The 23,492-nt window shown below is 41.9% G+C and carries 24 protein-coding genes and 2 pseudogenes; 18 read left to right on the top strand and 8 right to left on the bottom strand.

The features are described from left to right. Nucleotide 1: 1 nt before the first annotated feature. The 4 genes from ABT996_RS02630 to ABT996_RS02615 all read left to right on the top strand — a co-directional run bounded on the left by ABT996_RS02630 (nucleotide 2) and on the right by ABT996_RS02615 (nucleotide 4,349). Nucleotides 2-1,753, top strand: a complete 1,752-nt coding sequence (locus ABT996_RS02630; protein WP_035447086.1) for an ABC transporter substrate-binding protein — start codon at nucleotides 2-4, stop codon at nucleotides 1,751-1,753. A 73-nt stretch (nucleotides 1,754-1,826) separates the two neighbouring features. Continuing rightward, nucleotides 1,827-2,576, top strand: coding sequence for a peroxide stress protein YaaA (yaaA, locus tag ABT996_RS02625; protein WP_035447088.1), 750 nt, complete (start codon nucleotides 1,827-1,829; stop codon nucleotides 2,574-2,576). Nucleotides 2,577-2,602: 26 nt separating this feature from the next. Beyond that, nucleotides 2,603-3,949: an ABC transporter substrate-binding protein gene (locus ABT996_RS02620; protein ID WP_225361384.1), complete on the top strand. Its 1,347-nt coding sequence runs from the start codon at nucleotides 2,603-2,605 to the stop codon at nucleotides 3,947-3,949. Then, on the top strand, nucleotides 3,915-4,349 hold the full coding sequence (locus ABT996_RS02615) for a periplasmic substrate-binding domain-containing protein (protein WP_225361385.1): 435 nt from the start codon (nucleotides 3,915-3,917) through the stop codon (nucleotides 4,347-4,349). Before ABT996_RS02620 ends, ABT996_RS02615 begins: the two co-directional genes overlap by 35 nt. Before the next feature lie 66 nt (nucleotides 4,350-4,415). Here the strand turns inward: ABT996_RS02615 and ABT996_RS02610 are convergent, their stop codons facing one another. Both ABT996_RS02610 and ABT996_RS02605 read right to left on the bottom strand, forming a co-directional pair. Beyond that, on the bottom strand, nucleotides 4,416-5,087 hold the full coding sequence (locus ABT996_RS02610; RefSeq protein ID WP_010689988.1) for a DUF554 domain-containing protein: 672 nt from the start codon (nucleotides 5,085-5,087) through the stop codon (nucleotides 4,416-4,418). Between the two features lie 72 nt (nucleotides 5,088-5,159). Beyond that, complete coding sequence (locus ABT996_RS02605; protein ID WP_035447091.1) at nucleotides 5,160-5,945, bottom strand: (S)-acetoin forming diacetyl reductase; 786 nt, start codon at nucleotides 5,943-5,945, stop codon at nucleotides 5,160-5,162. Nucleotides 5,946-6,104: 159 nt separating this feature from the next. On the opposite strand from ABT996_RS02605, the gene ABT996_RS02600 reads away from it, so the two are divergent. The 3 genes and pseudogenes from ABT996_RS02600 to ABT996_RS02590 all read left to right on the top strand — a co-directional run bounded on the left by ABT996_RS02600 (nucleotide 6,105) and on the right by ABT996_RS02590 (nucleotide 9,033). Continuing rightward, the gene (locus tag ABT996_RS02600) at nucleotides 6,105-6,941 is read left to right on the top strand and encodes a PfkB family carbohydrate kinase (protein WP_035447093.1); all 837 of its coding nucleotides are present in this window, start codon (nucleotides 6,105-6,107) and stop codon (nucleotides 6,939-6,941) included. After that, nucleotides 6,931-7,404 (top strand): ECF transporter S component, encoded by a 474-nt coding sequence (locus ABT996_RS02595; RefSeq protein WP_035447096.1) that lies wholly within the window; start codon nucleotides 6,931-6,933, stop codon nucleotides 7,402-7,404. Before ABT996_RS02600 ends, ABT996_RS02595 begins: the two co-directional genes overlap by 11 nt. A 57-nt stretch (nucleotides 7,405-7,461) precedes the next feature. Beyond that, nucleotides 7,462-9,033 (top strand): annotated as a pseudogene (locus tag ABT996_RS02590) (cation:proton antiporter). A 48-nt stretch (nucleotides 9,034-9,081) separates the two neighbouring features. Here the strand turns inward: ABT996_RS02590 and ABT996_RS02585 are convergent. From ABT996_RS02585 to ABT996_RS02575, 3 genes are all read right to left on the bottom strand, one after another. After that, nucleotides 9,082-9,546 carry a hypothetical protein gene (locus ABT996_RS02585; protein WP_066024264.1) on the bottom strand — a complete coding sequence of 155 codons (465 nt, stop codon included), beginning with the start codon at nucleotides 9,544-9,546 and terminating at the stop codon, nucleotides 9,082-9,084. 128 nt (nucleotides 9,547-9,674) lie between these two features. Next, nucleotides 9,675-11,591: a M13 family metallopeptidase gene (locus tag ABT996_RS02580; RefSeq protein ID WP_035447099.1), complete on the bottom strand. Its 1,917-nt coding sequence runs from the start codon at nucleotides 11,589-11,591 to the stop codon at nucleotides 9,675-9,677. A gap of 22 nt (nucleotides 11,592-11,613) precedes the next feature. Then, nucleotides 11,614-12,465, bottom strand: a complete 852-nt coding sequence (locus ABT996_RS02575; protein ID WP_010689979.1) for an aldo/keto reductase — start codon at nucleotides 12,463-12,465, stop codon at nucleotides 11,614-11,616. Between the two features lie 323 nt (nucleotides 12,466-12,788). Between ABT996_RS02575 and jag the strand changes: the two genes are divergently transcribed. From jag to ABT996_RS02545, 6 genes and pseudogenes are all read left to right on the top strand, one after another. Next, nucleotides 12,789-13,439, top strand: a complete 651-nt coding sequence (jag, locus tag ABT996_RS02570; protein WP_225361388.1) for an RNA-binding cell elongation regulator Jag/EloR — start codon at nucleotides 12,789-12,791, stop codon at nucleotides 13,437-13,439. 15 nt (nucleotides 13,440-13,454) lie between these two features. Continuing rightward, the gene (locus ABT996_RS02565; RefSeq protein WP_010689977.1) at nucleotides 13,455-13,925 is read left to right on the top strand and encodes a MarR family winged helix-turn-helix transcriptional regulator; all 471 of its coding nucleotides are present in this window, start codon (nucleotides 13,455-13,457) and stop codon (nucleotides 13,923-13,925) included. A 194-nt stretch (nucleotides 13,926-14,119) separates the two neighbouring features. Next, nucleotides 14,120-15,674, top strand: a pseudogene (locus ABT996_RS02560) (alpha-glucoside-specific PTS transporter subunit IIBC). Between the two features lie 56 nt (nucleotides 15,675-15,730). Next, entirely contained in the window at nucleotides 15,731-17,071 is a 1,341-nt protein-coding gene (locus tag ABT996_RS02555; RefSeq protein WP_035447102.1) for a 6-phospho-alpha-glucosidase, read from the top strand. A gap of 71 nt (nucleotides 17,072-17,142) precedes the next feature. Then, nucleotides 17,143-17,898 carry a MurR/RpiR family transcriptional regulator gene (locus ABT996_RS02550; RefSeq protein WP_035447105.1) on the top strand — a complete coding sequence of 252 codons (756 nt, stop codon included), beginning with the start codon at nucleotides 17,143-17,145 and terminating at the stop codon, nucleotides 17,896-17,898. 5 nt (nucleotides 17,899-17,903) lie between these two features. Next, nucleotides 17,904-18,347, top strand: coding sequence for a hypothetical protein (locus ABT996_RS02545; RefSeq protein WP_010689969.1), 444 nt, complete (start codon nucleotides 17,904-17,906; stop codon nucleotides 18,345-18,347). Between the two features lie 128 nt (nucleotides 18,348-18,475). Here the strand turns inward: ABT996_RS02545 and ABT996_RS02540 are convergent, their stop codons facing one another. From ABT996_RS02540 to ABT996_RS02530, 3 genes are all read right to left on the bottom strand, one after another. Next, nucleotides 18,476-18,724 (bottom strand): hypothetical protein, encoded by a 249-nt coding sequence (locus ABT996_RS02540; protein WP_010689967.1) that lies wholly within the window; start codon nucleotides 18,722-18,724, stop codon nucleotides 18,476-18,478. Nucleotides 18,725-18,819: 95 nt separating this feature from the next. Next, nucleotides 18,820-19,533 carry a DUF4811 domain-containing protein gene (locus ABT996_RS02535; protein WP_035447108.1) on the bottom strand — a complete coding sequence of 238 codons (714 nt, stop codon included), beginning with the start codon at nucleotides 19,531-19,533 and terminating at the stop codon, nucleotides 18,820-18,822. Beyond that, entirely contained in the window at nucleotides 19,534-21,018 is a 1,485-nt protein-coding gene (locus ABT996_RS02530) for an MDR family MFS transporter (protein ID WP_010689964.1), read from the bottom strand. It abuts the gene before it with no gap. A 154-nt stretch (nucleotides 21,019-21,172) separates the two neighbouring features. Here ABT996_RS02530 and ABT996_RS02525 point away from each other — a divergent pair, with 154 nt between their 5' ends. The 5 genes from ABT996_RS02525 (at nucleotide 21,173) to ABT996_RS02505 (ending at nucleotide 23,476) form a co-directional block, all read left to right on the top strand. Continuing rightward, entirely contained in the window at nucleotides 21,173-21,607 is a 435-nt protein-coding gene (locus tag ABT996_RS02525; protein ID WP_010689963.1) for a MerR family transcriptional regulator, read from the top strand. After that, nucleotides 21,607-21,984 (top strand): SMU1112c/YaeR family gloxylase I-like metalloprotein, encoded by a 378-nt coding sequence (gene gloA2 / locus ABT996_RS02520; RefSeq protein ID WP_010689962.1) that lies wholly within the window; start codon nucleotides 21,607-21,609, stop codon nucleotides 21,982-21,984. The genes ABT996_RS02525 and gloA2 overlap by 1 nt, the downstream gene beginning before the upstream one ends. Before the next feature lie 11 nt (nucleotides 21,985-21,995). Further along, complete coding sequence (locus ABT996_RS02515) at nucleotides 21,996-22,259, top strand: hypothetical protein (RefSeq protein WP_035447111.1); 264 nt, start codon at nucleotides 21,996-21,998, stop codon at nucleotides 22,257-22,259. A gap of 343 nt (nucleotides 22,260-22,602) precedes the next feature. Beyond that, the gene (locus ABT996_RS02510; protein WP_035447114.1) at nucleotides 22,603-23,034 is read left to right on the top strand and encodes a LytTR family DNA-binding domain-containing protein; all 432 of its coding nucleotides are present in this window, start codon (nucleotides 22,603-22,605) and stop codon (nucleotides 23,032-23,034) included. Between the two features lies 1 nt (nucleotide 23,035). Beyond that, entirely contained in the window at nucleotides 23,036-23,476 is a 441-nt protein-coding gene (locus ABT996_RS02505) for a DUF3021 domain-containing protein (RefSeq protein ID WP_010689955.1), read from the top strand. Nucleotides 23,477-23,492: the final 16 nt, after the last annotated feature.

Here is a 23,492-nt window from a genome sequence, read left to right as displayed (position 1 = left end):
ATTGAAAAATAAAAAATTTTTGCAGCGCTTGGCTGTAGTAACGGCAGTAAGTTTAATGACTGTTTCTAGTGTACAGCCTTTAACAGCTAAAGCAGTTAGTTTCCCAGATGAATATGTGAATCATAAAAAAGCTCTCAAGAATGCGACCTTGCGTGTAGGGTATGCCAGCGATGAGCCATTTAAAGGTATCTTCATCGATGAACTGGACAGTGACGGGAAAACAAGTGTTATGGCTGCACCTGGTTCCGCTAGTTTATTTGGCTATGATAACGATGGTAAGTATGTTGCTGGAGGCTTTGGCAATGTTAAGTTTGATCGAAAAAACAATACTGCTTTGATCTCGATCACTAAGAAAGCCCGCTGGTCAGATGGTGAGCCAGTGACCTCCCGTGATGCAGCCTATGCTTACGAGATCCAAGCTAATAAAGATAGTAATTCTCCTTATTACAATGAGATGTTAGAAAATATCGAGGGTGTGAAGGAATATCACGAAGGTAAAGCTGATAAGATCACAGGTTTGGAAGAAAAGGATAGTAAACATTTATTGATCCATTTTAAAGAATTAACACCAGCGGCTGAATATGCTGGCTCTGGCTATGTAGCGAATGTGGCCTATCCGTATCATTACCTAAAAGATGTTCCATTCGATAAATTAGTTTCAAGCGATAAGGTCAGAAAACACCCATTGTTTTTCGGACCATATGCAATAAAGAAAATTGTTCAAGGTGAATCGATCGAATGGGTCCCAAATAAGTATTACGGTGGTCCTAAACCTAAATTAGCTAAGATCATAACCGAGATCGTACCCCTTTCTCAAGCTGCAACAGCTATGAAATCAGGGAAGTATGATGTTCTTTTAAATACATCAAGTGCAACATACAACAAGATAAAAGATGATAAGAAATTGGTAACTTTGGGGAGTTTAGGAACGGGGATCACCTATCTTGGCTTTAAAGTGGGTCATGCCGATAAAGATGGAAAAAGTGTGATGGATAAATCTTTACCGATAAGTAATCGTGCACTTCGTCAAGCTATGGCTTATGCAATGAATGTAGAGGCCGTAACTAAAAAGTTTGGTCATGGAGTGACAAAACATGCTAATACGCTGATCTCGCCAAATTATGGTACGTATCATGATAAAAGTGTCAAAGCGTATAACTTTAATTTAAAGAAGGCAAATGAACTGTTAGACAAGGCTGGATTTAAGCGAGGTAAAGATGGGTACAGAACACAACCTAATGGTAAAAAATTGGTGTTGACCATGTTAGACCAAAAGGGAAGCGAGAGTAATGTGGCAGCTCGAGCTAACTATATCCAACTATGGAAAAAGGTAGGACTAAATGTCAAATTATATAGTGGCAAAGCGCTTGAGTATAACAACTATCTAGATGTGTTATCAAGTAATAAGAAACACAATTTTGACCTTTGGACCGGTGTTTGGAGTTTGCCACCGGAACCAACTAGCTATCCAAGTTACATCTCTGCGCCAACATCAGAGTTAAATTATGGTCATTTTACATCTAAGGAAAATGATAAATTGGTTGCTCAGATGAATTCACAAAAAGCATTCAATACCAAATATCGGATCCAACAAATGCATAAATGGCAACAATATATGCAAAAAGAAGCGTATGTTGTTCCGTTATATTACCAATATGATCTAGAAACAGTTGGTAAGAATGTGAAAAATATTTCAGCTGATGCCACGGATGTTAAATATAATCTCTGGGATCAAGTAGCATTGACTAAATAAAGCGGGGCTGTGTTTCGTGTTTCACGTGGAACAAATATGCTAAAATTTGGGTAAAACGATTGGAATGAGAAACATGAAAATAATTATTTCACCCGCTAAAAAGATGCAAGATGCTACGAGTGACTTTGAAGTTCAAAGCCGACCTCAGTATATGTCAAAGACACAAGAACTTTTTGAGTGGCTACAACAATTGTCCTATCCACAACTAAAAGAGATCTGGCACTGTAGCGATAAGTTAGCACAGTTGAACTATCAACGTTTAAAGGATTTAAAGCTCGACCAAAATCTAACGCCAGCTTTGTTTTCTTATGTGGGCTTACAGTATAGTTCGATGGCACCAGACTTATTAGAAGTGGAAGCTGTAGAATATCTAGCGCAAAATTTGCGGATCCTTTCGGGATTGTATGGGATCTTAGCACCATTTGATGGCATTATTCAATATCGCCTGGAGATGGGGTCTAAATTGCTGGATTCACAGTATCGTGATCTGTATAACTTTTGGGGCGCTGATCTATACACGGCACTTTATGAGACTAAAGAGCCAGTGATCAATTTAGCTTCCAAAGAGTATGCAAAAGCGATCGAACGTTATTTGACGCCAGCGGATATCTTTATCACTGTTGAATTCAAAGAATTTGACCAAAAGCGCCAAAAATATGTTCAAAAAGCTACACATGCGAAACAAGCACGGGGACAATTTGTACGTTACTTAGCACAACATCAAGTAAAAACTTTAGAACAACTCAAAGGCTTTGATGAACTGGGGCATCATTTTGCAGCCGAAGTATCAACTGAAAAGAAGTACGTATTTTTAAAAGAATGATCAAAAGATAAAAAGGGTATAAACAGATGGAGAAAAAGTGGGCAGTAAAAAGTGTTTTAGCGCTGGCGACAACATTATTGATGTCAGGGACGGTCGTTAATAGTGTTCAAGCGGCTAAGCTTCCAATTGAATACGACAATCACAAAAAGCCAGTTAAAGGTGGGACCTTACGCGTTGGTGTTTCTGAGAATGGGGTATTCAAAGGTGTATTTGCTGATGTTTTACGCTCGGATGCTCCTACAAGTGAGGTAGCGCAATTTGGCGAAATTAGTTTGTTCAGAGTAAACGATGATTACACGTATGCCAAAGGTGGTTTGGCTAATGTTTCTATCGATTATGGTAAAAAGGAAGCAACAGTTAAGTTGAAGAAAAATGCAGGTTGGTCTGATGGGCAACCTTTGGAAGCCAAGGATCTAGAATATACCTATGAAGTTGCAGCTAATCGTGCTACCGGTTCAGCTGATTATAATGGACAGTTGCAAACTATTGAAGGTATTAAAGAATATCATGATGGTAAAGCCGACAAGATCTTTGGTCTAGAGATCAAAGATAAAAAGACTTTGGTGATCCATTTTAAGGAATTGGAGCCCGAGATCAAATTCCCGCATGCAGGGTACATTCTTTCGACAGCAATGCCATACCACTATCTAAAAGATGTTCCGTTTGATAAATTAGCTTCAAGTGATAAGTTACAAGAGCATCCGCTATTTTATGGGCCATTTAAGATCAAAAATATGGTTCGGGGTGAATCGATCGAATGGGTCCCTAATAAATATTACGGGGGTAAAAAGCCTAATGTAAGTAAGGTAGATGTTGAAATGGTCTCTCCATCTAAGTCTGCTGCAGCAATGCGAGCTAATAAGTTTGACGTCTTACTATATGAAAATGGCAGTACCTATAATAAAGTGCGAAAATTATCGCAATATGTTGTTTTAGGCGAAAAAGCAAAGTATTATTCCTATCTCGGTTTTAAGGTCGGACGTGTCAATGATAAAGGTGAAAGTGTGATGGATCGTAAGACACCAGTTCAAAATCGAGCTTTACGCCAAGCAATGGGCTATGCGCTTAACACCGATCAATTTGATAAGAAGTTTAGCTACGGTCTTGCTTATCGGGCTAATACGATCGTTCCGGACGTATTTGGAAAATACAATAATCATAAAGCAAAAGGTTATCCATTAGATCTAAAAAAAGCTAATAAATTATTGGACAAAGCTGGTTTCCGTATGCAAAAGGACGGTTATCGGACTTTACCAAATGGGAAAAAATTCACATTGAAGTTGTTAGCGCCAATGGGATCAGGTCCAATGAACGACCGAACAGCTATCGATGTGTATTTTGAACAATGGAAAAAAATTGGGGGTCAAAGTTGAATTAAAGGATAATCGTCTCCAAGAATTTAATTCGTATGTTGAACAATTGACTAAAGATGGCAAAGGCTGGGATGTTTGGCTAAGTGCTTGGTCTGTAACTAATGCCCCAACGACTGGTGTTGCTGGTAGCTATATGCCTAATGACCCATATAACTTAGGACATTTTGTCACGAAAGAAAATACAGAGTTGATCAAATCATTGAGCTCTAAAGCAGCATTTAACGAAAAATATCAGCTTAAACAATTCCATAAGTGGCAAGATTACATGAATAAGGAAGCTTATATCGTTCCAATGAATTTCCGCTACAATACTTTTGTTTTCTCGAAAAAGTTAGCCAATGTTTCGTTGGATGATAAAAAAAGTTACAATTTATGGGAGAATATTGCTTTCACTAAATAATAGAAAATAGCGCAAGTTATCGAAATAAAAAAGTCCCTAGGGAAAAATTTTTTCCTAGGGACTTTTTTAGTGCCAAAATAATAAAACAAGTGGTGGGATCAATAAACTTGGTAAGAGATTCAAAACGCTGATCTTGGTAAGCTTGAGAATGTTTAAGCCTGCGACAAAGATCAAGATCCCACCAACGATCGAAACTTCGGCCATGAGTGCAGGGGAGATAGCTGAGGCAAAAAAGAGAGCACAGAGATATAGACTTCCTTGCCAGATAAGCAACACGACCCCACATAAAGCGATCACCCAGCCGTATGCTGAAGCTAAGATGATCGAGGTGATCCCATCTAATAATCCATTTGTCAAAAGATATGTATAGTTATGATTTAAAGCAGCCTCAAAAGGCCCGAGGATCGAAAGGGAGCCGACGCAAAACAATAAGATCCCCGTTGAAAGTCCACTACTAGCGCGACTTCCTCCCAAGTGAGTGGTGAGTTGCTCAAAACGGTCTTCGAGTTTGAGTGCTTGTCCGATAACGCCACCGGTAACAAGGCTGACAATGAACAATACGGGTAGCTGGCTTTTTTGCATATTAGTCAAAGTACTGTTGAGTCCGATCATTAAGGCGCAAAGCCCTAAAGCTTGCATGACGATCTGATGATAACTGTCACCGAGCCCTTTTTTAAAGATCGAACCGACTGCGCTACCTAAAAAAATCATACCAACATTAAAAAATGTACCCCACATGGGAAGAAACCTCATTTCACAAAAAAAGACTAAGCAAAGCCATGACTTTGCTTAGTCAACTATAGCAAAATTTTAGTGGAATTGCATACCGCCATCAACGATCAAGGTTTGACCAGTGACATAATCGGAATCTGGCCCAGCCAAAAATGAAACAGCAGCTGCTACATCTTCTGGTTCGGAGAGTTTTTCTAATGCAATATCTTTAGCGAAAGTTTGCATGCCCCATTCATCATCTTTGCCAGCATTTTGGCCGACACGGTGGGCAATATCGTACATCATTGGGGTTTTTACGATCCCAGGGGCAAAAGCAGTTACCGTGATCCCTTCTTTAGCAAGGTCACGTGCAGCTACTTGGGTGATCCCGCGAACGGCAAATTTGGTTCCACTGTATAACAAGAGATTAGGGTTACCTACGACACCAGATTGAGAGGTGGCGTTGATGATCTTACCAACGATTTCTTTACCAACGCGTTTTTTCTTTCTAAACTGTTCAACTGCGGCTTGGATACCCCAAATAACACCAGCAACGTTGATATGGTATACTTGATCAAATTGTTCAGGCGTAATCGTTTCGATCGGAGTGGTCGGACCCACGCCAGCGTTATTAACGATCACATCAAACCCGCCAAATGCATTGTATGCTTTTTGCACAGCTTGGAAGACACTATCCTTATCAGCAACGTCAACTTCGATCGCAACTGCGCTTTTACCAGCAGTCGTTAGATCAAAGGCTGTTTGTTTAGCTGCTTCTAAATTGCGATCGGCAACGGCTACAGCAAAGCCATCATCAGCTAAACGGCGGGCGATCGCTTGTCCAATTCCTTGGGCACCCCCGGTGATCAATGCTACTTTTGTCATAAAAAAACCCCCTCATAAATTAAAACCAACTTTAACTTCTAACTAAGTATACCATTTTTTGCCGATTAAGAAAACGGTTACAACAGCAAGAAACTTGAAATATACTAAAAAAAAGCTATAGTTAAGTAATTAAGACTGACATTTCAGGGGGGAGAATTGATGCGGATAAAATTTGATGAAAAGATGCTTGTGGCCCAAGACCTTTCAGCGATCGGGAATCTCTCATTGGCAGTGGCGATCCCGATCTTACAAGTACAAAAGATCCCGTTAGCTATCTTGCCTACGAGCCTATTATCGACTCAAAGTGAAGGCTTTGGCATCCCAGCAGTCAGTGATTGCTACTCCTTTGTCAAAGAGACTTTTGCACATTGGCAAGCACAAAATGTTAAGATCACGGCAGCATTGGTCGGTTATATCGATAATTTGGCTACTGGCGAAGCACTATACCAATATTTAAAACAGGCCGAGTTAGATCTAGTTGTGATCGACCCAGTTTTTGCTGATGAAGGGAAATTCTACCCTAATTTAGATGAACGGCATTTAGCTTTGCAAAAAAAGTTGTTACAAGTAGCTGATTTTGCGACTCCAAATTTGACCGAAGCAAAATTTTTAACAGGCCAAATGCAAAACGATCCTGATCTAGCTAAATTAGCCCACGAGGTAGAACGGCTTTTACGTCCAGGAGGTCGGGCGGTCATCACTGGAGTTGAGTTGGATGGCCAAAAGGGGTGTATTTGGCTGGAGGATGGCCAGTTAAAAACCTGTGTCTTACCGAAAGTAACAGGCCACTTCTATGGGAGTGGTGATGTTTTTGCAGCGCTCTTAGCCTCATTTTTACGGCAAAAAGTTCCGTTTGAACAGGCGATAAAGCAAGCCACGGGGTTGACGCAACAAGCTTTGATCCAGACTGCTGACCAAAATGTTGATCGTAGTTATGGGATCTATCTGGGCGAGTTATTGCCACAATTAGCGAAGGGGATATCACATGAAGACTAGACAAATCGTGACATTAGCTTTGATAACGGCTTTAAATGTAGCTGTGGCACGTATATTTTTGATCCCGGTAGCATTTACGCATGGAAATATCAATTTATGTGATGCGGGGATCGTTCTTGCTGGGCTTGTCTTTGGCGTGCGCAGTGGTGCTCTAGTTGGGGGCTTGAGTGGCTTTTTGCTCGATCTATTCAGCGGTTATCCGCAGTACATACTCTTTTCATTGGTGATCCATGGCACACAAGGCGCACTTGTTGGAACCGCTCAAACTAAGTCCTTAAAAGAGCAAATACTGGTCTGTGGCGGAGCGATCGTCGTTTTAGTTGGGGGATATTTTATCGCCGATAGTTTGTTGTACGGCTGGAGTGCCGGGATCTTAGGCATAGCGACTAATTTAGTACAAGGGATAGTTGGAACGGGTCTTGGTTTAGTCTTGACCCGAAGAGCACCTAAGATAAGAGCGTGAAAGTGGTAATTTGTTCGGTTTTTCTGATATGATGAAAGAAAAACTGGAGGGATTTTTATGCACGAATTAAGTGGGTGGCTACTATTGATTTTTGCATCGATAGCAGCTAGTATTTTAGCGCAGTTTTTTCCAAAGATCTCGGAAAATTATGTCAGTATGGCCGTTGGCGCGATAATTGCTAGCATCCCCTTTTTCAACAATATGATCCCCGAGTTTGAGCCTGAGGTCTTTATGATCACGATCATTGCGCCATTGCTATTTTTTGAGGGACAGGCGATGAATCTCAATCGTGTGGGGCACAAACTCAAAACTATCTTGGGGATCGTAGTTGTTTTAGTAGTCATAAGTACAGTCGTAACGGGTTTTGCACTCTCGTATATCACGGGGATCGGCTTGTCGCTAGCATTAGTGATGGCAGCGATCAGTACCCCAACTGATGCGACGGCGACGGAATCTGTTTCGGAAGGGCTACAGCTTCCTAAGGGTGAAAAAAACATGCTAAAGATGGAAGCCTTGTTCAATGATGCTTCTGGGATCATCTTATTGAATGCGACGGTGCTGTTCTTATTGCGCGGAGAGATCGATTATGGGTCCACGATCATAAACTTCTTATTTGCAGCGATCGGTGGTGCACTGTTTGGTGCTATTATTGCTTTTATTGCGATCTTCTTCCGCCAAGCCTTGATCCGCTTGCCTTTTGATAATGCAGTCAATGCCTAGATCATGTTAGCTGTTGCATTACCATTTATCATTTATGTCTTAGCTGAAGAGATCCATGTATCAGGGATCATTGCCGTTGTATGTGCTGGCTTATTGCATAACAGTGAAGCGCAGCGGAGTCGTTTCAGTGATATGCATCAATTCTATTTGGGAAATAATATTTTTTCCTTAGTGCAAGAATTATTGAATAATGCCGTCTTTTTGATCTTAGGCTTAAACTTTGTCCGGATCATTATGGACGAAGATGTGACCTTCTCATCATGGATCTGGATCACAGCTGGGATCGTCTTGTATGCCATGAATTTGCTTGTTCGGTACCTCTACGTTTTACTGATCATGAAACGTGGTCACCATAGCGCTTTGATCTTTTCGTTAGGTGGTGTTCATGGGGCCGTTACTTTAGCGCTTGTCTTTATGGCTGCAAGTTTGGGACTAAGTTCAAATCAATTCAACCTGGTCATCATGTCTGAATCAGTAATGATCATTTTGAGTATGTTAGTTCCAAGCATCGTTTTCTGGTTTATTTTGCCAAAAGAAGAGCATGATACAGGCGAAAAGAAAAAGTATCGCCAAGAGATGGTCAATCGAGCGATCAGTGAAGTTGAACAGATGTATCTGCCAGAAAAGGTCAGGCAAAGTGTGATCTATGATCTGCGTGACCAAAATTCAGAGACCAGCTTGCGGCAATTTTGGCAACAGTGGTTCTACGTTTCACGCCGTCCAGCCTTTAACAAGGTCGAACGTTCCTTAGAGCAACAAGCCTTGTTATGGTCATTTTATATTGAACGTGAGTATTTGGCAGGATTACTGGAGGAAGGGGAAGTTGATTCGACCGACCTATATGATTTGTATAATGAAGTTGCATTAGCTGAAGCCATGGTTTTAGATCCAAAGAGTTCATTCCACTGATCAGCAGAGACCCACTGCGTATTATCGCGGTGGGTCTCTCTGTGTATTTTAGTGTATTTTTTGATAGATCAAGATACCAAGATAAAAGAGCGGAGCAAACAGCAAGAAAAGTAGGCTCATAAAAAAGCTCTTGGCTAAACTGTAAGCTAAGCCGGTGGCGCCATCATAGGATTGGGTATAAGGTGAGGTGTACTCAAAGGGATTGACCCGCACGCCACTTGAATCCCAGCGGCCACCGCAATAATGGGAAGCGACGTCTTGGTGGTGTTGATCTAAAGCCTTTTGTCGTAAAGAGACAAATTGATCATCACTGATGAACAGGCGTGGATGTCTGAGACGAAAAAATGGCAGTAATAATAAAGTGATCACGAAATAAAGCTGATAGAACTCAAAATGATATGCAAAGCTGGGGTAAAAAACGAGTGCATCAAGATACATCAAGAGCGCTACCAAAGCGAGCGCACCAAACAACAAATAACATGACCATCTAAAGCATATACTAACGATCCGCATTTAGCTCAGTCCCTTTTTAATTTTTCTATTATAATAACATCAATTTCTAATGAAATAAAATGTTTTGGGAACAAGAAAGAGCCACCACGATATTCCGTGGTGGCTCTTGTTATTGATCATTGTGTTTATTACCAAATAGCGATCCGTTTGTCGGGTGCTAGATACATCCCATCGCCTGGTCGAACGTTAAAGACTTGGTAGAAGTCGTCTAAGTTACGCGGCTGGATATTTGCCCGTAAGACATGGGGGGCATGAACATCGATCGCTAACAGGAGTTTTTCCCGTTCTGGTGCAGACTTCATCCCCCAGATCCGAGCCCAGTTGATGAAGAATTCACGCAGATCAGCATCCGGTTCACTTTTGGCGGCTTCAAGCGCACAGCTCAACCCACCTGCATCCGCAATGTTTTCGGAAACGACGAGCTTGCCGTTGACTTTTCCAGCGGGCAATTCTAAGCCGTCAAATTGTGCGATCATTTTTTCGGCTAATTTTTGGAAGTGGGCTAGATCTTCTTTAGTCCACCAATTAGCTAAGTTCCCGTGTTCGTCAAATTGAGCCCCGTTGTTATCAAACGCATGAGAGATCTCATGGGCGATAACGGCACCGATCCCGCCATAATTGGCACTTGAAGATTGTTCAAGGCTGTAAAATGGCGCTTGTAAGATCGCTGCTGGGAAGACAATGATGTTAAATGAAGGATGATAGTAAGCGTTGACCATGTGTGCGGGCATCTCCCAACGTGTGCGGTCGACCTCTTCATCGATCCGTTCAAAATGACGCTTAGTTGCGATCTTGGTGAAATTCGTCACGTTATCAACTAAGTTTAAGTCATCATTGACGATAAACTTGGAGTAAAGGGGATCGAGTTCATCGGGATAGCCGACATTGATCCCGAGTGCATCTAATTTGACGATCGCTTTTTTACGCGTTTCATCGCTTAACCATTCATTTTCTTCCAGTCGTTTCTTATAGACGGCGATCATCTTTTCGACCATGTGGTGCACATCGGCTTTAGCTTGAGCACCGAAGTATTTATGGGCATAATAGAGCCCGACTACTTGACTGTATTGGTTCGTAGCTAAGTAAAAGGCAGCTTTTTGCGGTTTCATCGCCTCTTTTGAACCAGAGAGCGCCCGGTTATAGGTGCCACCTAAAACCCGGATCTCATCGCTCAATAACCCAGTCAGATCGAGCAGTGTTTTGACAAATAACCAGCTCCGCATGCTCTCAAAGTTTTGTTCGTTGACTAATTCATTTAAGGCTGCATAGTATTTAGGTTCGCTGACGATCACTTGTTCAGGTGCTTTTCCAAGTAAAGCCGTCACGACTTTAGCGAGATCAACATGTTCGCTCAACGCTACGAAATCTTGGAAAGTGTACTTGTTGTAGGATTTGACGTAATCGGCGCGTTCAGTGCTGTCCTTTTGGAAAGGAGCCAGCTTTTTGTCGTAAGCCAAAGCTTGTTTGATCGTCTTTTGGCTAAATTCTTCATCATAACCAGCTAACTTGAAGAGTTCAGTCAGCATCTGTTCTAAGATCTGAAGCAATGTTTTCGCTTGTTCATTGCCAGGTTCATAGTAGGTCTTATCGGGTAAAAATAAAGATGGCACATCAGCATGGAGCGCGTAATGTTTAGTATCTTTCATATCCGGTGAAACATAGAGTTCAAACGGTGCATCATAGCTCTCAAGGAACAGATCCGGTAAAGCATCTTGCCAAGCTTTTAGATCTTTTAAGGCTAAGATCTTATCTAGATACTTTTTAGCTGGAACAAAGCCAGCCTTGTTACGAGCTTCAAAATCAGATGCAAGGCGGTAGAATTTCACAAATTCTGCCATTTCTTTAGTCTGTGGTCGAACTTGGCCTGTCAACATCTTGCCAAAATCAGACATCAACGTTTCTTCGATATTATCGGCCAAGTCGGCAAAGCCCCCAGTAGTTGCCTTATCTGCTGGGATCACGGCGGTCTTGAGCCATTCACCATTGACGGCTTGGTAGAGATCATCTTTTAGCAAAGCCTCATTGACAGTTGTTTTTTTCCCCATCGAAAATTCCCCCTTAGGATCTTTAAAAATCGGCCGTATCAGGGTCAGTTGCAAAGCCCGCAACGCCCTGTAAGGCATCGATCTGTTGCATTTCGCTTTCGGTCAATTCAAAATCAAAGACTTCAGTATTTTCTTTGATCCGAGCCGGATGGACGGATTTTGGTAGTGGCAAATAGCCGTGTTGTAACGACCAGCGTAAGCAGATCTGAGCGACAGATTGGCCCTTTGTTTCTGCTAGAGCTTTTAGTGTTTCGTCATTAAAAATCTGACCGGTTCCAAATGGACTGTAAGCTTCCAATAAAATATCGTGCTGTTGACAGTAATCAATGGTCGGTCGATCGACGTCACCTGGGCAGATTCGGATCTGGTCGACCATCGGCTGGATCGTTTGTGTCTCAGCCAAGATCTCAAGGTGCTTTGGCTTGAAGTTTGAAACGCCGATAGCTCTGACTTTGCCAGCTTTATAGGCATCTTCTAAAGCACGCCAAGTTTCTTGGAGATGTTTTTTCCAGTCTTGGTCACGAAAGGCCTTTGGATTAGGCCAATGGATCAAAAATAAGTCCAAATAATCGGTCTCAAGGTCGGATAAAGAACGATCAAGGGCTTGAGTAGCCAGTTCGTAAGTATGAGCCTGATTATCCAATTTGCTTGTGATAAAAAGGTCATTACGAGCGATTCCGCTTGCTTTGACGGCTTGACCGATACTTTTTTCGTTGCCGTACATTTCAGCTGTATCAATATGGGTAAACCCGGCATCCAATGCGGCTAAAACAGAATCTGTTGCTGTTTTACCGGCTGGAGTTTGCCAGGTACCAAAGCCCAAAACTGGAATCTTAACGCCATTTGCAAGTGTGTATGTGTTCATCAAACTCATAAATTCCCACCTATCCTTTATTGAATTATTGTGTACTACACGCCTCGATTATACCATAATTAAGTAAATGTCCACTTTTCGAGTGCTTACAAATCAAAGAAAATTAATCTTTTTTGAATAAAAGCATTTTCACGTCTAATATTTGTGTGAAACACAATATAAGTATGCTATACTACTAAATGAGTTGTGGACGAGTTAGTCTGCTATTTTTGTTGATCACTTTTTTGAAAAATGTAGTTTATTGCTTTATTTAGGGGGAAACGATGTGAAATTTTGGGGCAAGACAACACAAGATGCAATTAGATCTGGCTTAGAGGAATTGCATAAGACTAAAAGCGCAGGTCGAAGTAAAAGTTATCAGCGAAGGAAGAAAAGGCTTTTTAGGGTTTGGCAAGAAACCAGCTGAGGTGGAACTCGTTGTTAAGGAAGAAACAACACATAAAAATGCTGGACGACCACACGCTAAAAAAGTGGCTGTTGCAAAACAAAAGGTTGAAGACTGGGAGAAATATCTGCACGAATTAGGTTACTATTTGGCAGATGTCACACAGAAGATGGGGATCAAGACAACGATAGATGTGGTGGTGGAAAAACGGGTCGTGACCTATAATTTTGAAACCGAGCAGGAAGGTAGCTTGATCGGGCGCCACGGAAAAACGCTCAATGCGTTACAGTTGTTAGCCCAGGATTTCTTGGATAGGAAGAGCAAAAGGAAGGTCCAAGTCATCTTAGATGCGGCTGATTACCGGGCGCGACGCAAAGAAACACTCCAGTTTTTAGCACGAAAAGTTGCACGGGATGCAATTCGCCAAGACCGGCGGCAACGGTTGGATCCAATGCCTTCGTTTGAAAGAAAGATCATCCACGCTGCTTTGGCTAGAAATACCGAGGTCAAAACCTATTCGAGCGGTAATGAACCGCGACGCTTCGTCGTTGTTGAGCCGGCGTATGCCAAAAATACAGGGAAGAACTAAGAGAGGATTTTGACTATGTTTGAGCATAAACCCAACCATTTGGAAGATGAATTGTGCTTTTCGATCTACACAGCACAACGCTTTTATAATCGTTTCTATACTGAAGCCTTGAAGAAGTATAACTTGACCTATGCACAATACATCACGTTATTAGTTTTATGGGAAAGTAAAGAAAAGATGATCATTCGTGATCTAGGTCTACGTTTGAAACTCGATACAGGTACATTGACACCTTTATTGAAGCGCATGGAAAAAGAAGGCTGGGTAACTCGTACGAAGACAAAGGCTGATGGACGCAAAGTTTATATCACTTTGACTGACAAAGCACTTGAATTGGAAGATCAGATCAAGGGCCGTGTCACTGGTTTCTTTGGTTCAGTCGATATGTCCAGTGACGAGTATAAAAATGCCGTCAAATTTATCCAAGACATCGCTAAGAAATTAGAAGATAACAACAAGTTGTTGGTGGAAAAAACTAAATTCTAGTAGCGTTATATCCGCTAGGCAGATATCTGCTTAGCGGATATTTTTTTGGGAAAATTCCCACAAGTTGACACTTTATCCCACTAGAGGAAAGGAAATGCCACTTTACTAGAAAATGATGAAAACGGATACATTAAAATGGTATGCTTAGTTTGGTAAGAAAAGCTAAAGTTTTTTAGGAAAGGTAGTGAAGTTTTATGATGGAGAAGATCCAGCGCTTTGGGGGCGCAATGTTTACGCCAGTCTTGCTTTTCTCGTTTGCCGGGATCATGGTCTCGATCGCGATCGTAGCGACGAATCCAGTTTTAGTCGGTGATCTAGCTAAAGAAGGCACGATCTGGTATAACTTTTGGAAGATCGTTGAAAATGGTTCTTGGACTGTTTTTAACAACATGGAGCTCTTGTTTGTGATCGGTCTACCGATAGGGTCAAGCTAAAACGGCTAATGCGCGGGCGGTAATGGAAGCCGTAGTCACATATTTGACCTTTAATTATTTCATCAGCACAATGTTGCAATTATTTGGCTCAAGTTTTGGCGTTAATTTCAAACAAGCAGCTGGTGGCGAAAGTGGATTGAAGCTGATCGCCGGGATCAAGACGTTAGATACTGGGATCATCGGTGCGATCTTTATCTCAGCGATCGTGGTCTACTTGCACAATCGCTATTTTGAAAAGAAATTACCTGATTTCTTAGGGATCTTCCAAGGATCATCTTATGTTGTTGTTTTAGGATTTTTTGCAATGTTACCGATCGCCTTATTGACCTGCTATATCTGGCCTAAGATCCAATTTGGGATCAGCTCATTACAAGCGATCTTAGCTACTTCAGGCGTAGTCGGAGTCTGGATCTACACCTTCTTAGAACGGATCTTGATCCCAACAGGCTTGCATCACTTTGTTTATACCCCATTTGTCTTTGGTCCCGCGGTCGTTGAAGGTGGGATCACACAATACTGGTTTGCTCACTTAAACGAATTCTCACGTTCGACCCAACCGCTTAAGACGCTGTTCCCAGAAGGTGGTTTTGCTCTTCATGGTAACTCTAAAGTCTTTGGGGCACCAGGGATCGCGTTAGTCTTTTACTTCACAGCGCGGCCAGAGAATCGTAAAAAAGTGCTCTCCATGTTGATCCCTGTAACCTTGACAGCCGTCTTGTCCGGGATCACTGAACCGTTAGAATTTACGTTCTTATTCCTATCACCACCATTGTTTGCAGTTCATGCTGTTTTAGCTGCAACTTTGGCAGCAACACTATACACATTTGGTGTTGTTGGTGATATGGGCGGGGGCTTGATCGATCTGTTGACGAGAAACTGGATCCCAGTCTTTTCAAATCATGCCGGTACGGTGCTCATCCATATCGTGATCGGACTATGTTTCACATTTATCTGGTTTGTTGTTTTCAAATTCTTGATCGTAAAATTCAACATTATGACACCAGGGCGCGATATCGACAAGGAAGCTGACATCAAGCTTTACTCCAAGCAAGATTACAAAGATAAAAAAGCGGGTAAAAGTGATGAAAAGGCGGCTCCAGCAAATCGTTATCGGGAACAAGCAGCGATCTATTTGGAAGCAGTCGGTGGACGTGACAATATCGAAAAAGTCAACAACTGTGCGACACGCTTACGTTTGACCGTCAAAGATCCAGCTTTGGTCGAAGATGATGCTGCCTTTAGAGCCGGTGGCGCACATGGTGTCGTGCGAAATGGCAATGCTTTACAAGTGATCGTGGGCTTAGATGTGCCCTAAGTCAGAGAACAATTTGAAGAATTAATGAACATTGGTGATTAGAGGAGGAATTTAACATGGATAAGAAGTTTTCAGTTGTAATTGCTGGTGGTGGGAGTACCTTTACTCCAGGGATCGTCTTGATGTTATTGGAGAACTTAGATAAATTTCCGATCCGTCAGATCAAGTTTTATGATAATCTCGAATCGCGTCAAAAAGTGATCGCAGATGCTTGCGAGATCATTTTAAAAGAAAAGGCACCCGAGATCGATTTTGTTGCAACAACTGATCCAAAGACAGCCTTTACTGACGTAGATTTTGTCATGGCTCATATTCGTGTCGGACTATATGCGATGCGTGAAAAAGATGAAAAGATCCCACTTAAATATGGGGTCATCGGGCAAGAGACCTGTGGACCAGGGAGGATCGCTTACGGGATGCGTTCGATCGGGGGCGTCTTAGAGTTGATCGACTACATGGAACAATATTCACCAGATGCATGGATGTTGAACTATTCCAACCCAGCAGCGATCGTGGATGAAGCAACACGCAAGTTACGGCCTAACTCTAAGATCATCAACATTTGTGACATGCCGGTCGGGATCGAAGAACGGATGGCGCATGCGATCGGGCTCAAGTCACGCAAAGAGATGGAAGTGCGCTACTACGGCTTAAATCACTTTGGCTGGTGGACTGATATCAGAGATCATGCTGGCAACGACTTGATGCCACAGATCAAAGAGCACGTAGCTAAATACGGCTATTCACTCAAAGAAGAATTAGGTGAACATGAATCACAACATACTGATCCAAGTTGGATGCACACCTTTGCTAAAGCCCGTGAAGTCTATGCAGTCGATCCAGATACCTTACCAAATACGTATCTCAAATACTATCTCTATTCACAAGATGAAGTTGAGCATGCCGATCCAGAATATACTCGGACAAATGAAGTTATGAATGGGCGTGAAAAACACGTCTTTGGCGAATGTGAAAAGATCGCACAAGCCGGAACAGCTAAAGATACCAGTTTAGAAGTTGATGAACATGCCAGCTATATCGTGGATCTAGCACGGGCGATCGCCTACAATACGCATGAACGCATGCTGTTGATCGTGGAAAATAACGGTGCTTTGAGTAACTTTGAACCAACCGCGATGGTCGAAGTTCCATGTATCGTAGGTAAAAACGGACCTGAGCCATTAGTTCAAGGCCAGATCCCTCGTTTCCAAAAGGGCTTGATGGAACAACAAGTTGCAGTCGAAAAGCTCGTTGTTGAAGCTTGGGAAGAACACTCCTATCAAAAATTATGGCAAGCCCTCACTTTATCCAAGATCATTCCAAGTGCGCGTGTCGCTAAACAGATCTTGGATGATCTGATCGAAGTCAACCGTGATTTTTGGCCAGAACTCAAATAGTGTAATCGCTTTAGTTGATTGTGCGAAATATGCTATAATTTAGCATAGTTAAACAAAGTAGGGGGACGCACATGACACTGGAAGAATTGATCACAAAACATCAAAAGGCCTTAGGAGATCTTGATAAGACAGTCTTGCGTTATGTGCTGGATAACAGACCAAAGATCCAACAGATAAGTATTACTGAATTAGCAACTGCCACATATACCTCTAAATCGACAGTTTTGCGCCTAGTCAGGAAATTAGGCTTTACTGGTTTTTCAGAATTCAAATACTTTTTAAAGACGAGCACTAAAGAGGCTAAGCCAGCTACGGAGATGTTTGCCGATCTCCAGGTCTCAGATATCATTAAGACGATCAAAGGCTTGGAACATATCGAATGGGATGATCTGACAGCCCAGCTCAAAGAGGCCCAAACGATCTATTGTTACGGCACGGGTTTTTCGCAACGGCGAATCTTAGATGAATTTGCTAAAAATCTGTTGCAACTAGGTAAACGGGCGATCACGATCCCCAATAAGACAGAGCTTGATATGGCGATGAAGATGATCACGCCGCAAGATGTAGTTTTGTTGGCCTCGCTTAGTGGAGAGACGGAAAATATCAAGGAAAACATCTTCATGTGGACGCTAAAAAATGTCCCCCTTGTAAGTATGACCCGAGCAGGCGAGAACACCTTTGCGAGTCATTCGGATTTTGCTTTGCATTACTATGTGACGCCATTTTCCGTTATCAAAGAAAAAAAGGTCGAGTCGTTAGTCACATTATCAGTCGTTGTTGATTATCTTTTTCGAAAGTTGACCGAAAAAATGAGTAAAGATAGGTGAGAAAAATGTTGAAACAAGTACTGGCAAGACCAGCTGTATACAAGAAGATCTTATTAGGCTACTGGATCGGTTCAAGTGTGATCTTATTTGGATATCTATATTTGGTCGCACTTGACCTTGGCAAAAGTCTGCCAGCGACTTTACAAGCAATGCCTAGTTTAGCTCTAGTAACGATCATTGCAGGTCTCAACTTATTGTTAGCGGCGGGTTTATGGAAGATCTCAGCCACGGATAGTCCACTATTTTTGAGTCTAGCTTTGGTACAACAACTCTTGAGTTTAAACTTTGTAGGGGCGTTACTGATCTATTTTTACCAACGTTTCAGTCAACAGAAGTTTCTCCAGAAGCCGACAAGAGATCAAGGTGCGCTGGTAATTTCCTTTACGCTGGTCATCTTACTGACACTTTTTGTTCTCTTGATCAGGATCAGATTGGAATTTGTAAACTAACACAGTGCGCAAGAATGCGCTTATTTCCTAGGAGTTGCATTCTGGAGCACGACTATGAGCACAGTACGTAAGAATTGCATAGTTACACAAAAAAGCATGCCAAAACAATTTTGGCATGCTTTTTTATATTAAAATGAGTATTGTTCGACCGGGGTTTCAAACCAGTCGTAACGTAAAAGTTGTTTGAGTTTTTTATTTACAGGGATCCAGATCCCACTCTTTAAGATGTCTTTCATTGTTTGGATGAAGAGCATGTCATGTGCCACGCTGTCAGGGCGGGCAACTTCAATGACTTCATCATCTTCAGTTTTTAAGGTGATCTTGTTTGATTTTACGTCTACAACTTGTGCAGAGACAATATCAGTCTTTTTATCCATATAGATGTTCCTTTCTGGATGGTATCTTAACTTGATACTGTCTTAACTATACGCTAGTTGCTTAAATTTGTTTATAAATATGCCTTAAATTTAGTTTAAGAATCACTTGTTTGAACTTGAGTGATCAATTTTTTGACTAACTGTTGAGTTGCTTGCTCTTGTAACTCTTTGAGCACATTCTCCCGTTCGGTGCTAGACATCGTTGGGTTTTGTTGCAATTTCTGCGCTAATTCTTGTTGAATTACCTGGGAAATATTTTCCTTGAGCTCGGTGTCATGTTCTTCGAGTAATTTTTTAAGCTGTTTAGCTTGTTTAGTGCTCAAAACAAACCAATTATCAGTCAATTTGAATTCATAAGTTCGATGTTTGAGACGATCATTATTGTCTAAAATGCCAAAGAAAAGCTCGGAAAGGCCATTTTGGTAGACATAACGCTCTTCAGTTACGACTAATTGCGGAGTTTTGCCAGTTTGCGAGTATTTGGTAGTCGTATCAGTCGTTGGCGTTTGGCGCAATTTCTTCTCATCAGAAGAATTGTGGTAGAGATAAACTCTTTCTGACTTAGTACCAAGTGGTTGGTACAGCAATACATCGAGGTGATCGGGGACTGAAGAAACGAGTTTTTGTTTTTTGGTGACCGTTTGAACTTTCATCCCCCAATTATAGGAATCATTTAACACGATCGCACCGGTACAGAGCACCATGATCGCCAATGACAGTAAAGCATATAAAACGCGATGCTTAAGGGTAGGTAGGACTGTAAAACAAAAGAAACTGATCGTGGCTAAAACTAAAATAATGATACTCATTTACTTAGCCCCCTTTTTAGTGATCGTGACTTTAGGTGCATTATTGCCCTTCTTTAAGAAGAAAGCAAAGAACAATGCGACAGCTGCAAAGAGGATCGAAATAAAGAATGCAGCATGATAACCATTCAAAACAGCCCCAGTAGCGAGGTCAGCATATTTGAGCGGTGTTTGGACCAAAACACTGTGGGCTGGCATTGAGTTTTTGGTGACCGAGCTCAAAACGGAGATCAAGATCGCAGTCCCGATCGAGCTTAAGACTTGGCGGAAAGTATTGTTGACCGCCGTCCCGTGAGAGATCTTATTGAACGGTAAGACATTCATCCCTGAAGTCGTGACGGGCATCATTGTTGCGGAGATCCCAAACATCCGGATCGCATAAAAGACGATGATCAACATGATCGAAGTCTCTTTAGTGATGAAAAGAAATGGGATCGAGCCTAAAGTCAACATCGTCATCCCGGCAAGCGCCATGAATTTAGCTCCGTAACGGTCAAATAAGCGTCCCGTGATCGGTGACATGATCCCCATTGCTAGAGCTCCGGGTAATAAGATCAAGCCAGAATGAAAGGCGGATTCGCCGCGAATATTTTGGATGTAAAGTGGGATCACCATTTCTGAACCAACTAAAGCCAAGTTAGCCACCCCACTTAAGATCGCAGCCAGGCTAAATTCACCATATTTGAAAACTGTGATGTCCAAGAAAGGTTCGTCCATTTTTAATTGGCGCCAACAAAAGAGAACAACAAAAATCGCCCCGACAGCTAGATAGACGAGGACGTAGAAATCGCTCCAGCCGTCGTTACCAGCTTTAGAAAAGCCATATAATAATGCTCCAAACCCGATCGTTGAGGTGATGATCGAAATGACGTCGATCTTTTGATGGGTGTTAGGCACCACGCTTTTCATAAAGAAGAAGGCTAAGATGATAACGGCGATCACGATCGGAATGATCATGCCGAATAATTCACGCCAAGTCCAGTTATCGACGATCCACCCAGAAAGTGTTGGCCCTAAAGCTGGTGCAAGCCCGATCACAAGTCCGACCGTCCCCATAGCAGCTCCACGTTTTTCCGGGGGAAAGATCGAGAGCATGATCGTTTGAAGTAACGGCATTGAAACGCCGACCCCGATACCTTGGATCAAACGACCGGCGAGAAGGACTCCAAAATTTTGGGCGGTAAAGGAAACGACTGTCCCTAGTAAAAAGGTCAACATCGCCCAGAGATACATCGTTTTTGAGCTGAAGCGGTTGATCAACCAAGCTGAGATCGGGATCATGACCCCATTGACCATCATAAAACCAGTCGTTAACCATTGAACGGTTGCCGTTGAGATCGAAAAATCCTTCATGATCGCAGGAAAAGCAGTGTTCATCAAGGTACTATTCAAAAAAGTACAAAAAGAACCGACCATTAAAACTAAGACCAATAGATTACGATTATAACTATTGCCATTGATGTCGGTCGGATGTGTAGCATTATTCAAACAAGTTCACTCCTTTATTATTTTAGATATTATTTTCAATTTATGTGCGTTGCCTACTATAAACCTTATTTACCAACTTTGTCAAGATAGTTGACAAATCGCCTAAACAATATAAAATCTAAAGTAGGAAAATTATTTGCGAGGGGGAAGAAACTTGAAAGAGACGAAGCACAAGATGCACAAACCCCACTTTATCCATGACATTCGGATCGGGATCGGTGATATGTGTAAGATCACAGGGGTCACAGGGCGGCAATTGCGCTATTGGGAAGAGCGTGGTTATATCAAGTCGCTAGCTGATGAGAAGAATTCAGTGCGTAAGTATAGCTGGGAAATGTTGTACAAAGTCGGTTCGATCAAAGTTTTTATCGATGAGGGTTATACTTTAGCCAAAGCCGTAGAAAAATCTGAATTGCGTGAAAAAGAAATGGCGATCATCCGCAAATTTATGGCAGCCAATATGCATGGCGTGGAGATCACGGATGAAGAAAAACTCTACGGACAGTTAGATCTAGGGCAATGTGAAGGTAAAAAGATATACGGTGTTGTCGATGAAAATGGCAGTCATTTGGAATTTGGTGAAGGGTAATGTTTGTCCATCATATTGCGATCATTTGTAGTGATCGAGCGCAAGCAGTTGATTTTTATGTCGACAAATTAGGCTTTAAGATCGTATCTGAGCATGTTCGTCCCGAAAAAGATGATATTTTGTTGAATGTAGCTAAAGATGGGCTAGTATTGGAGTTATTCATCAGGCCCAATGCACCAAAACGTGTCAGTGGAGCTACTGGAGAGGCAAGGGGTTTGCGTCATTTGGCTTTCAAATGTGACGATGTTGCAGCGGAAAGGAAGCGTTTGTTGGCGTTAGGCGTCAAATGTGAGCCGTTGCGGCGTGATGACTTTGATGGTAAGTTGATGACCTTTTTCTTTGATCCCTACGGCTTACCCCTCGAATTACATGAATAGAAGGAATCGTAATGGTAGAAAAATTAAAACAATATCCAGTCACAGCTATTACTGTGGTAGCAATGGTGTTGATAACATTATTATTAGGTGATCTGGCTTGGTTTAGAAAATTAGCAGTAGTCTTATTGACCTGGTGGGTCGGAGTAGGCTTTGAAAAACCGGTCAATGAGATGATCGCTCAAGAAAAATTAGGAAAGCTCATGGGCAAAGGCTTTGTTTTGATAGCAACAGCAGTTTTTGCGGCCGTAGTGACCTATGTTCAAATAAGATTTTAAGAGTGTGAGACAATGCGGTCAGCGCCGTATGAATAACACGGAGAGCCCCATAATGCGTATTTTGCATTGTGGGGCTCTCCGTGTTATTTACTAGGCGTTGCATTGTCGAACACGTTTCCACTATATAACTCAGATGCGTATTTTTGCATCATGGGGGATCTTCTGTTATCTGCTAGGAGTTGTGCTGTCGAACACGTTTCAGCTACATAGCTTGGATGCGTATTTTGCCCGCTTGAGCTAACTTTCAGACCGTTTGCCTATCATTACCGACCATTTAGGCGTCTTTAGCGAAAATCAGCCTAATATTTGCTAGAATTTAGCTAAAGGAAGGGGGAAAGCCAAAATGAAAAGTAAATTTGAGATCGACCCTAAATTACCCGAAGAATGGGCCGAATTTCATGTGCATGAATTGACGGCCAAGTTACAACAAGTCATCCAACTACTTGAGCATGATGAACAAATTTGGGGCTATGCTGATCAGATCGTTAAGCCGTTAGCCTTAGCTCAGATCATTTCCTTAAATAGCCAAGCTGGTAAGGTCTATGCTATCACCGAGCACGGTAGCTATCAGATAAAGAAGAAATTGTATGAAGTGGCTGAACTTTTATCCCCGGATTTTGTTAAGATCAGTCGCAGTGAATTTGTTAACTTGAATTATTTAGATCATTTGGAATTGACTGTGCAAGGAACGATCGCTTTAAAACTAAAAAATGGTACTACGACCTTTGTGGCTAGACGTTGTGTCAAAAATCTCAAAGAAAGGCTAGGGATCTAAGATGAAAATATTTAAAAAGATAATTAATGCTAGTTGCCTGGGGATCGCGATCGGGGTGATCTTATCCGTCATCTTTTCCAGTATTTTGGGGCAGGGAGAATATATGCCCTCAACGCCAACGTTTATGGAACTATTTACGACCCCAGTTAGAGCGATGGCAAGCTCGATCATTTTGTGGGCTCTAATGGGAAATGTTTTTTATTTTTCCGGATCGATCTTCAAACAAGAACAGTGGAGTTTGCTCAAGATGTCGCTCCTTCATTATCTTGTGACATTGATCTGCTTTTTCCCGTTAGCTTATCTGGCGGGCTGGTTTCCTCATAATATTTTGTGGATCGCTAGCTTTTTACTGATGTATACGGGAATTTATCTCATTATTTACCTTGGAAATTATCTTTCCACATGGTTAGAGATAAAAAAGATCAATCAAAAAATCAAATAAAAGCCTAGTCCTAAGC

The sequence above is a fragment of the Ligilactobacillus sp. RTP31139st1_D10_RTP31139_211217 genome (assembly GCF_040226755.1).
Taxonomy (GTDB): domain Bacteria; phylum Bacillota; class Bacilli; order Lactobacillales; family Lactobacillaceae; genus Ligilactobacillus; species Ligilactobacillus animalis.
This window is presented reverse-complemented; position numbering and strand designations above follow the sequence as displayed.

What these genes read in the sequence shown, in the direction of transcription:
- yaaA (WP_035447088.1), top strand. Translation starts at nt 1,827, where the DNA reads ATGAAAATAATTATTTCACCCGCTAAAAAGATGCAAGATGCTACGAGT.
- ABT996_RS02620 (WP_225361384.1), top strand. Translation starts at nt 2,603, where the DNA reads ATGGAGAAAAAGTGGGCAGTAAAAAGTGTTTTAGCGCTGGCGACAACA.
- ABT996_RS02610 (WP_010689988.1), bottom strand. Translation starts at nt 5,087, where the DNA reads ATGTGGGGTACATTTTTTAATGTTGGTATGATTTTTTTAGGTAGCGCA.
- ABT996_RS02605 (WP_035447091.1), bottom strand. Translation starts at nt 5,945, where the DNA reads ATGACAAAAGTAGCATTGATCACCGGGGGTGCCCAAGGAATTGGACAA.
- ABT996_RS02600 (WP_035447093.1), top strand. Translation starts at nt 6,105, where the DNA reads ATGCGGATAAAATTTGATGAAAAGATGCTTGTGGCCCAAGACCTTTCA.
- ABT996_RS02595 (WP_035447096.1), top strand. Translation starts at nt 6,931, where the DNA reads ATGAAGACTAGACAAATCGTGACATTAGCTTTGATAACGGCTTTAAAT.
- ABT996_RS02585 (WP_066024264.1), bottom strand. Translation starts at nt 9,546, where the DNA reads ATGCGGATCGTTAGTATATGCTTTAGATGGTCATGTTATTTGTTGTTT.
- ABT996_RS02580 (WP_035447099.1), bottom strand. Translation starts at nt 11,591, where the DNA reads ATGGGGAAAAAAACAACTGTCAATGAGGCTTTGCTAAAAGATGATCTC.
- ABT996_RS02575 (WP_010689979.1), bottom strand. Translation starts at nt 12,465, where the DNA reads ATGAGTTTGATGAACACATACACACTTGCAAATGGCGTTAAGATTCCA.
- ABT996_RS02565 (WP_010689977.1), top strand. Translation starts at nt 13,455, where the DNA reads ATGTTTGAGCATAAACCCAACCATTTGGAAGATGAATTGTGCTTTTCG.
- ABT996_RS02555 (WP_035447102.1), top strand. Translation starts at nt 15,731, where the DNA reads ATGGATAAGAAGTTTTCAGTTGTAATTGCTGGTGGTGGGAGTACCTTT.
- ABT996_RS02550 (WP_035447105.1), top strand. Translation starts at nt 17,143, where the DNA reads ATGACACTGGAAGAATTGATCACAAAACATCAAAAGGCCTTAGGAGAT.
- ABT996_RS02545 (WP_010689969.1), top strand. Translation starts at nt 17,904, where the DNA reads ATGTTGAAACAAGTACTGGCAAGACCAGCTGTATACAAGAAGATCTTA.
- ABT996_RS02540 (WP_010689967.1), bottom strand. Translation starts at nt 18,724, where the DNA reads ATGGATAAAAAGACTGATATTGTCTCTGCACAAGTTGTAGACGTAAAA.
- ABT996_RS02535 (WP_035447108.1), bottom strand. Translation starts at nt 19,533, where the DNA reads ATGAGTATCATTATTTTAGTTTTAGCCACGATCAGTTTCTTTTGTTTT.
- gloA2 (WP_010689962.1), top strand. Translation starts at nt 21,607, where the DNA reads ATGTTTGTCCATCATATTGCGATCATTTGTAGTGATCGAGCGCAAGCA.
- ABT996_RS02515 (WP_035447111.1), top strand. Translation starts at nt 21,996, where the DNA reads ATGGTAGAAAAATTAAAACAATATCCAGTCACAGCTATTACTGTGGTA.
- ABT996_RS02510 (WP_035447114.1), top strand. Translation starts at nt 22,603, where the DNA reads ATGAAAAGTAAATTTGAGATCGACCCTAAATTACCCGAAGAATGGGCC.
- ABT996_RS02505 (WP_010689955.1), top strand. Translation starts at nt 23,036, where the DNA reads ATGAAAATATTTAAAAAGATAATTAATGCTAGTTGCCTGGGGATCGCG.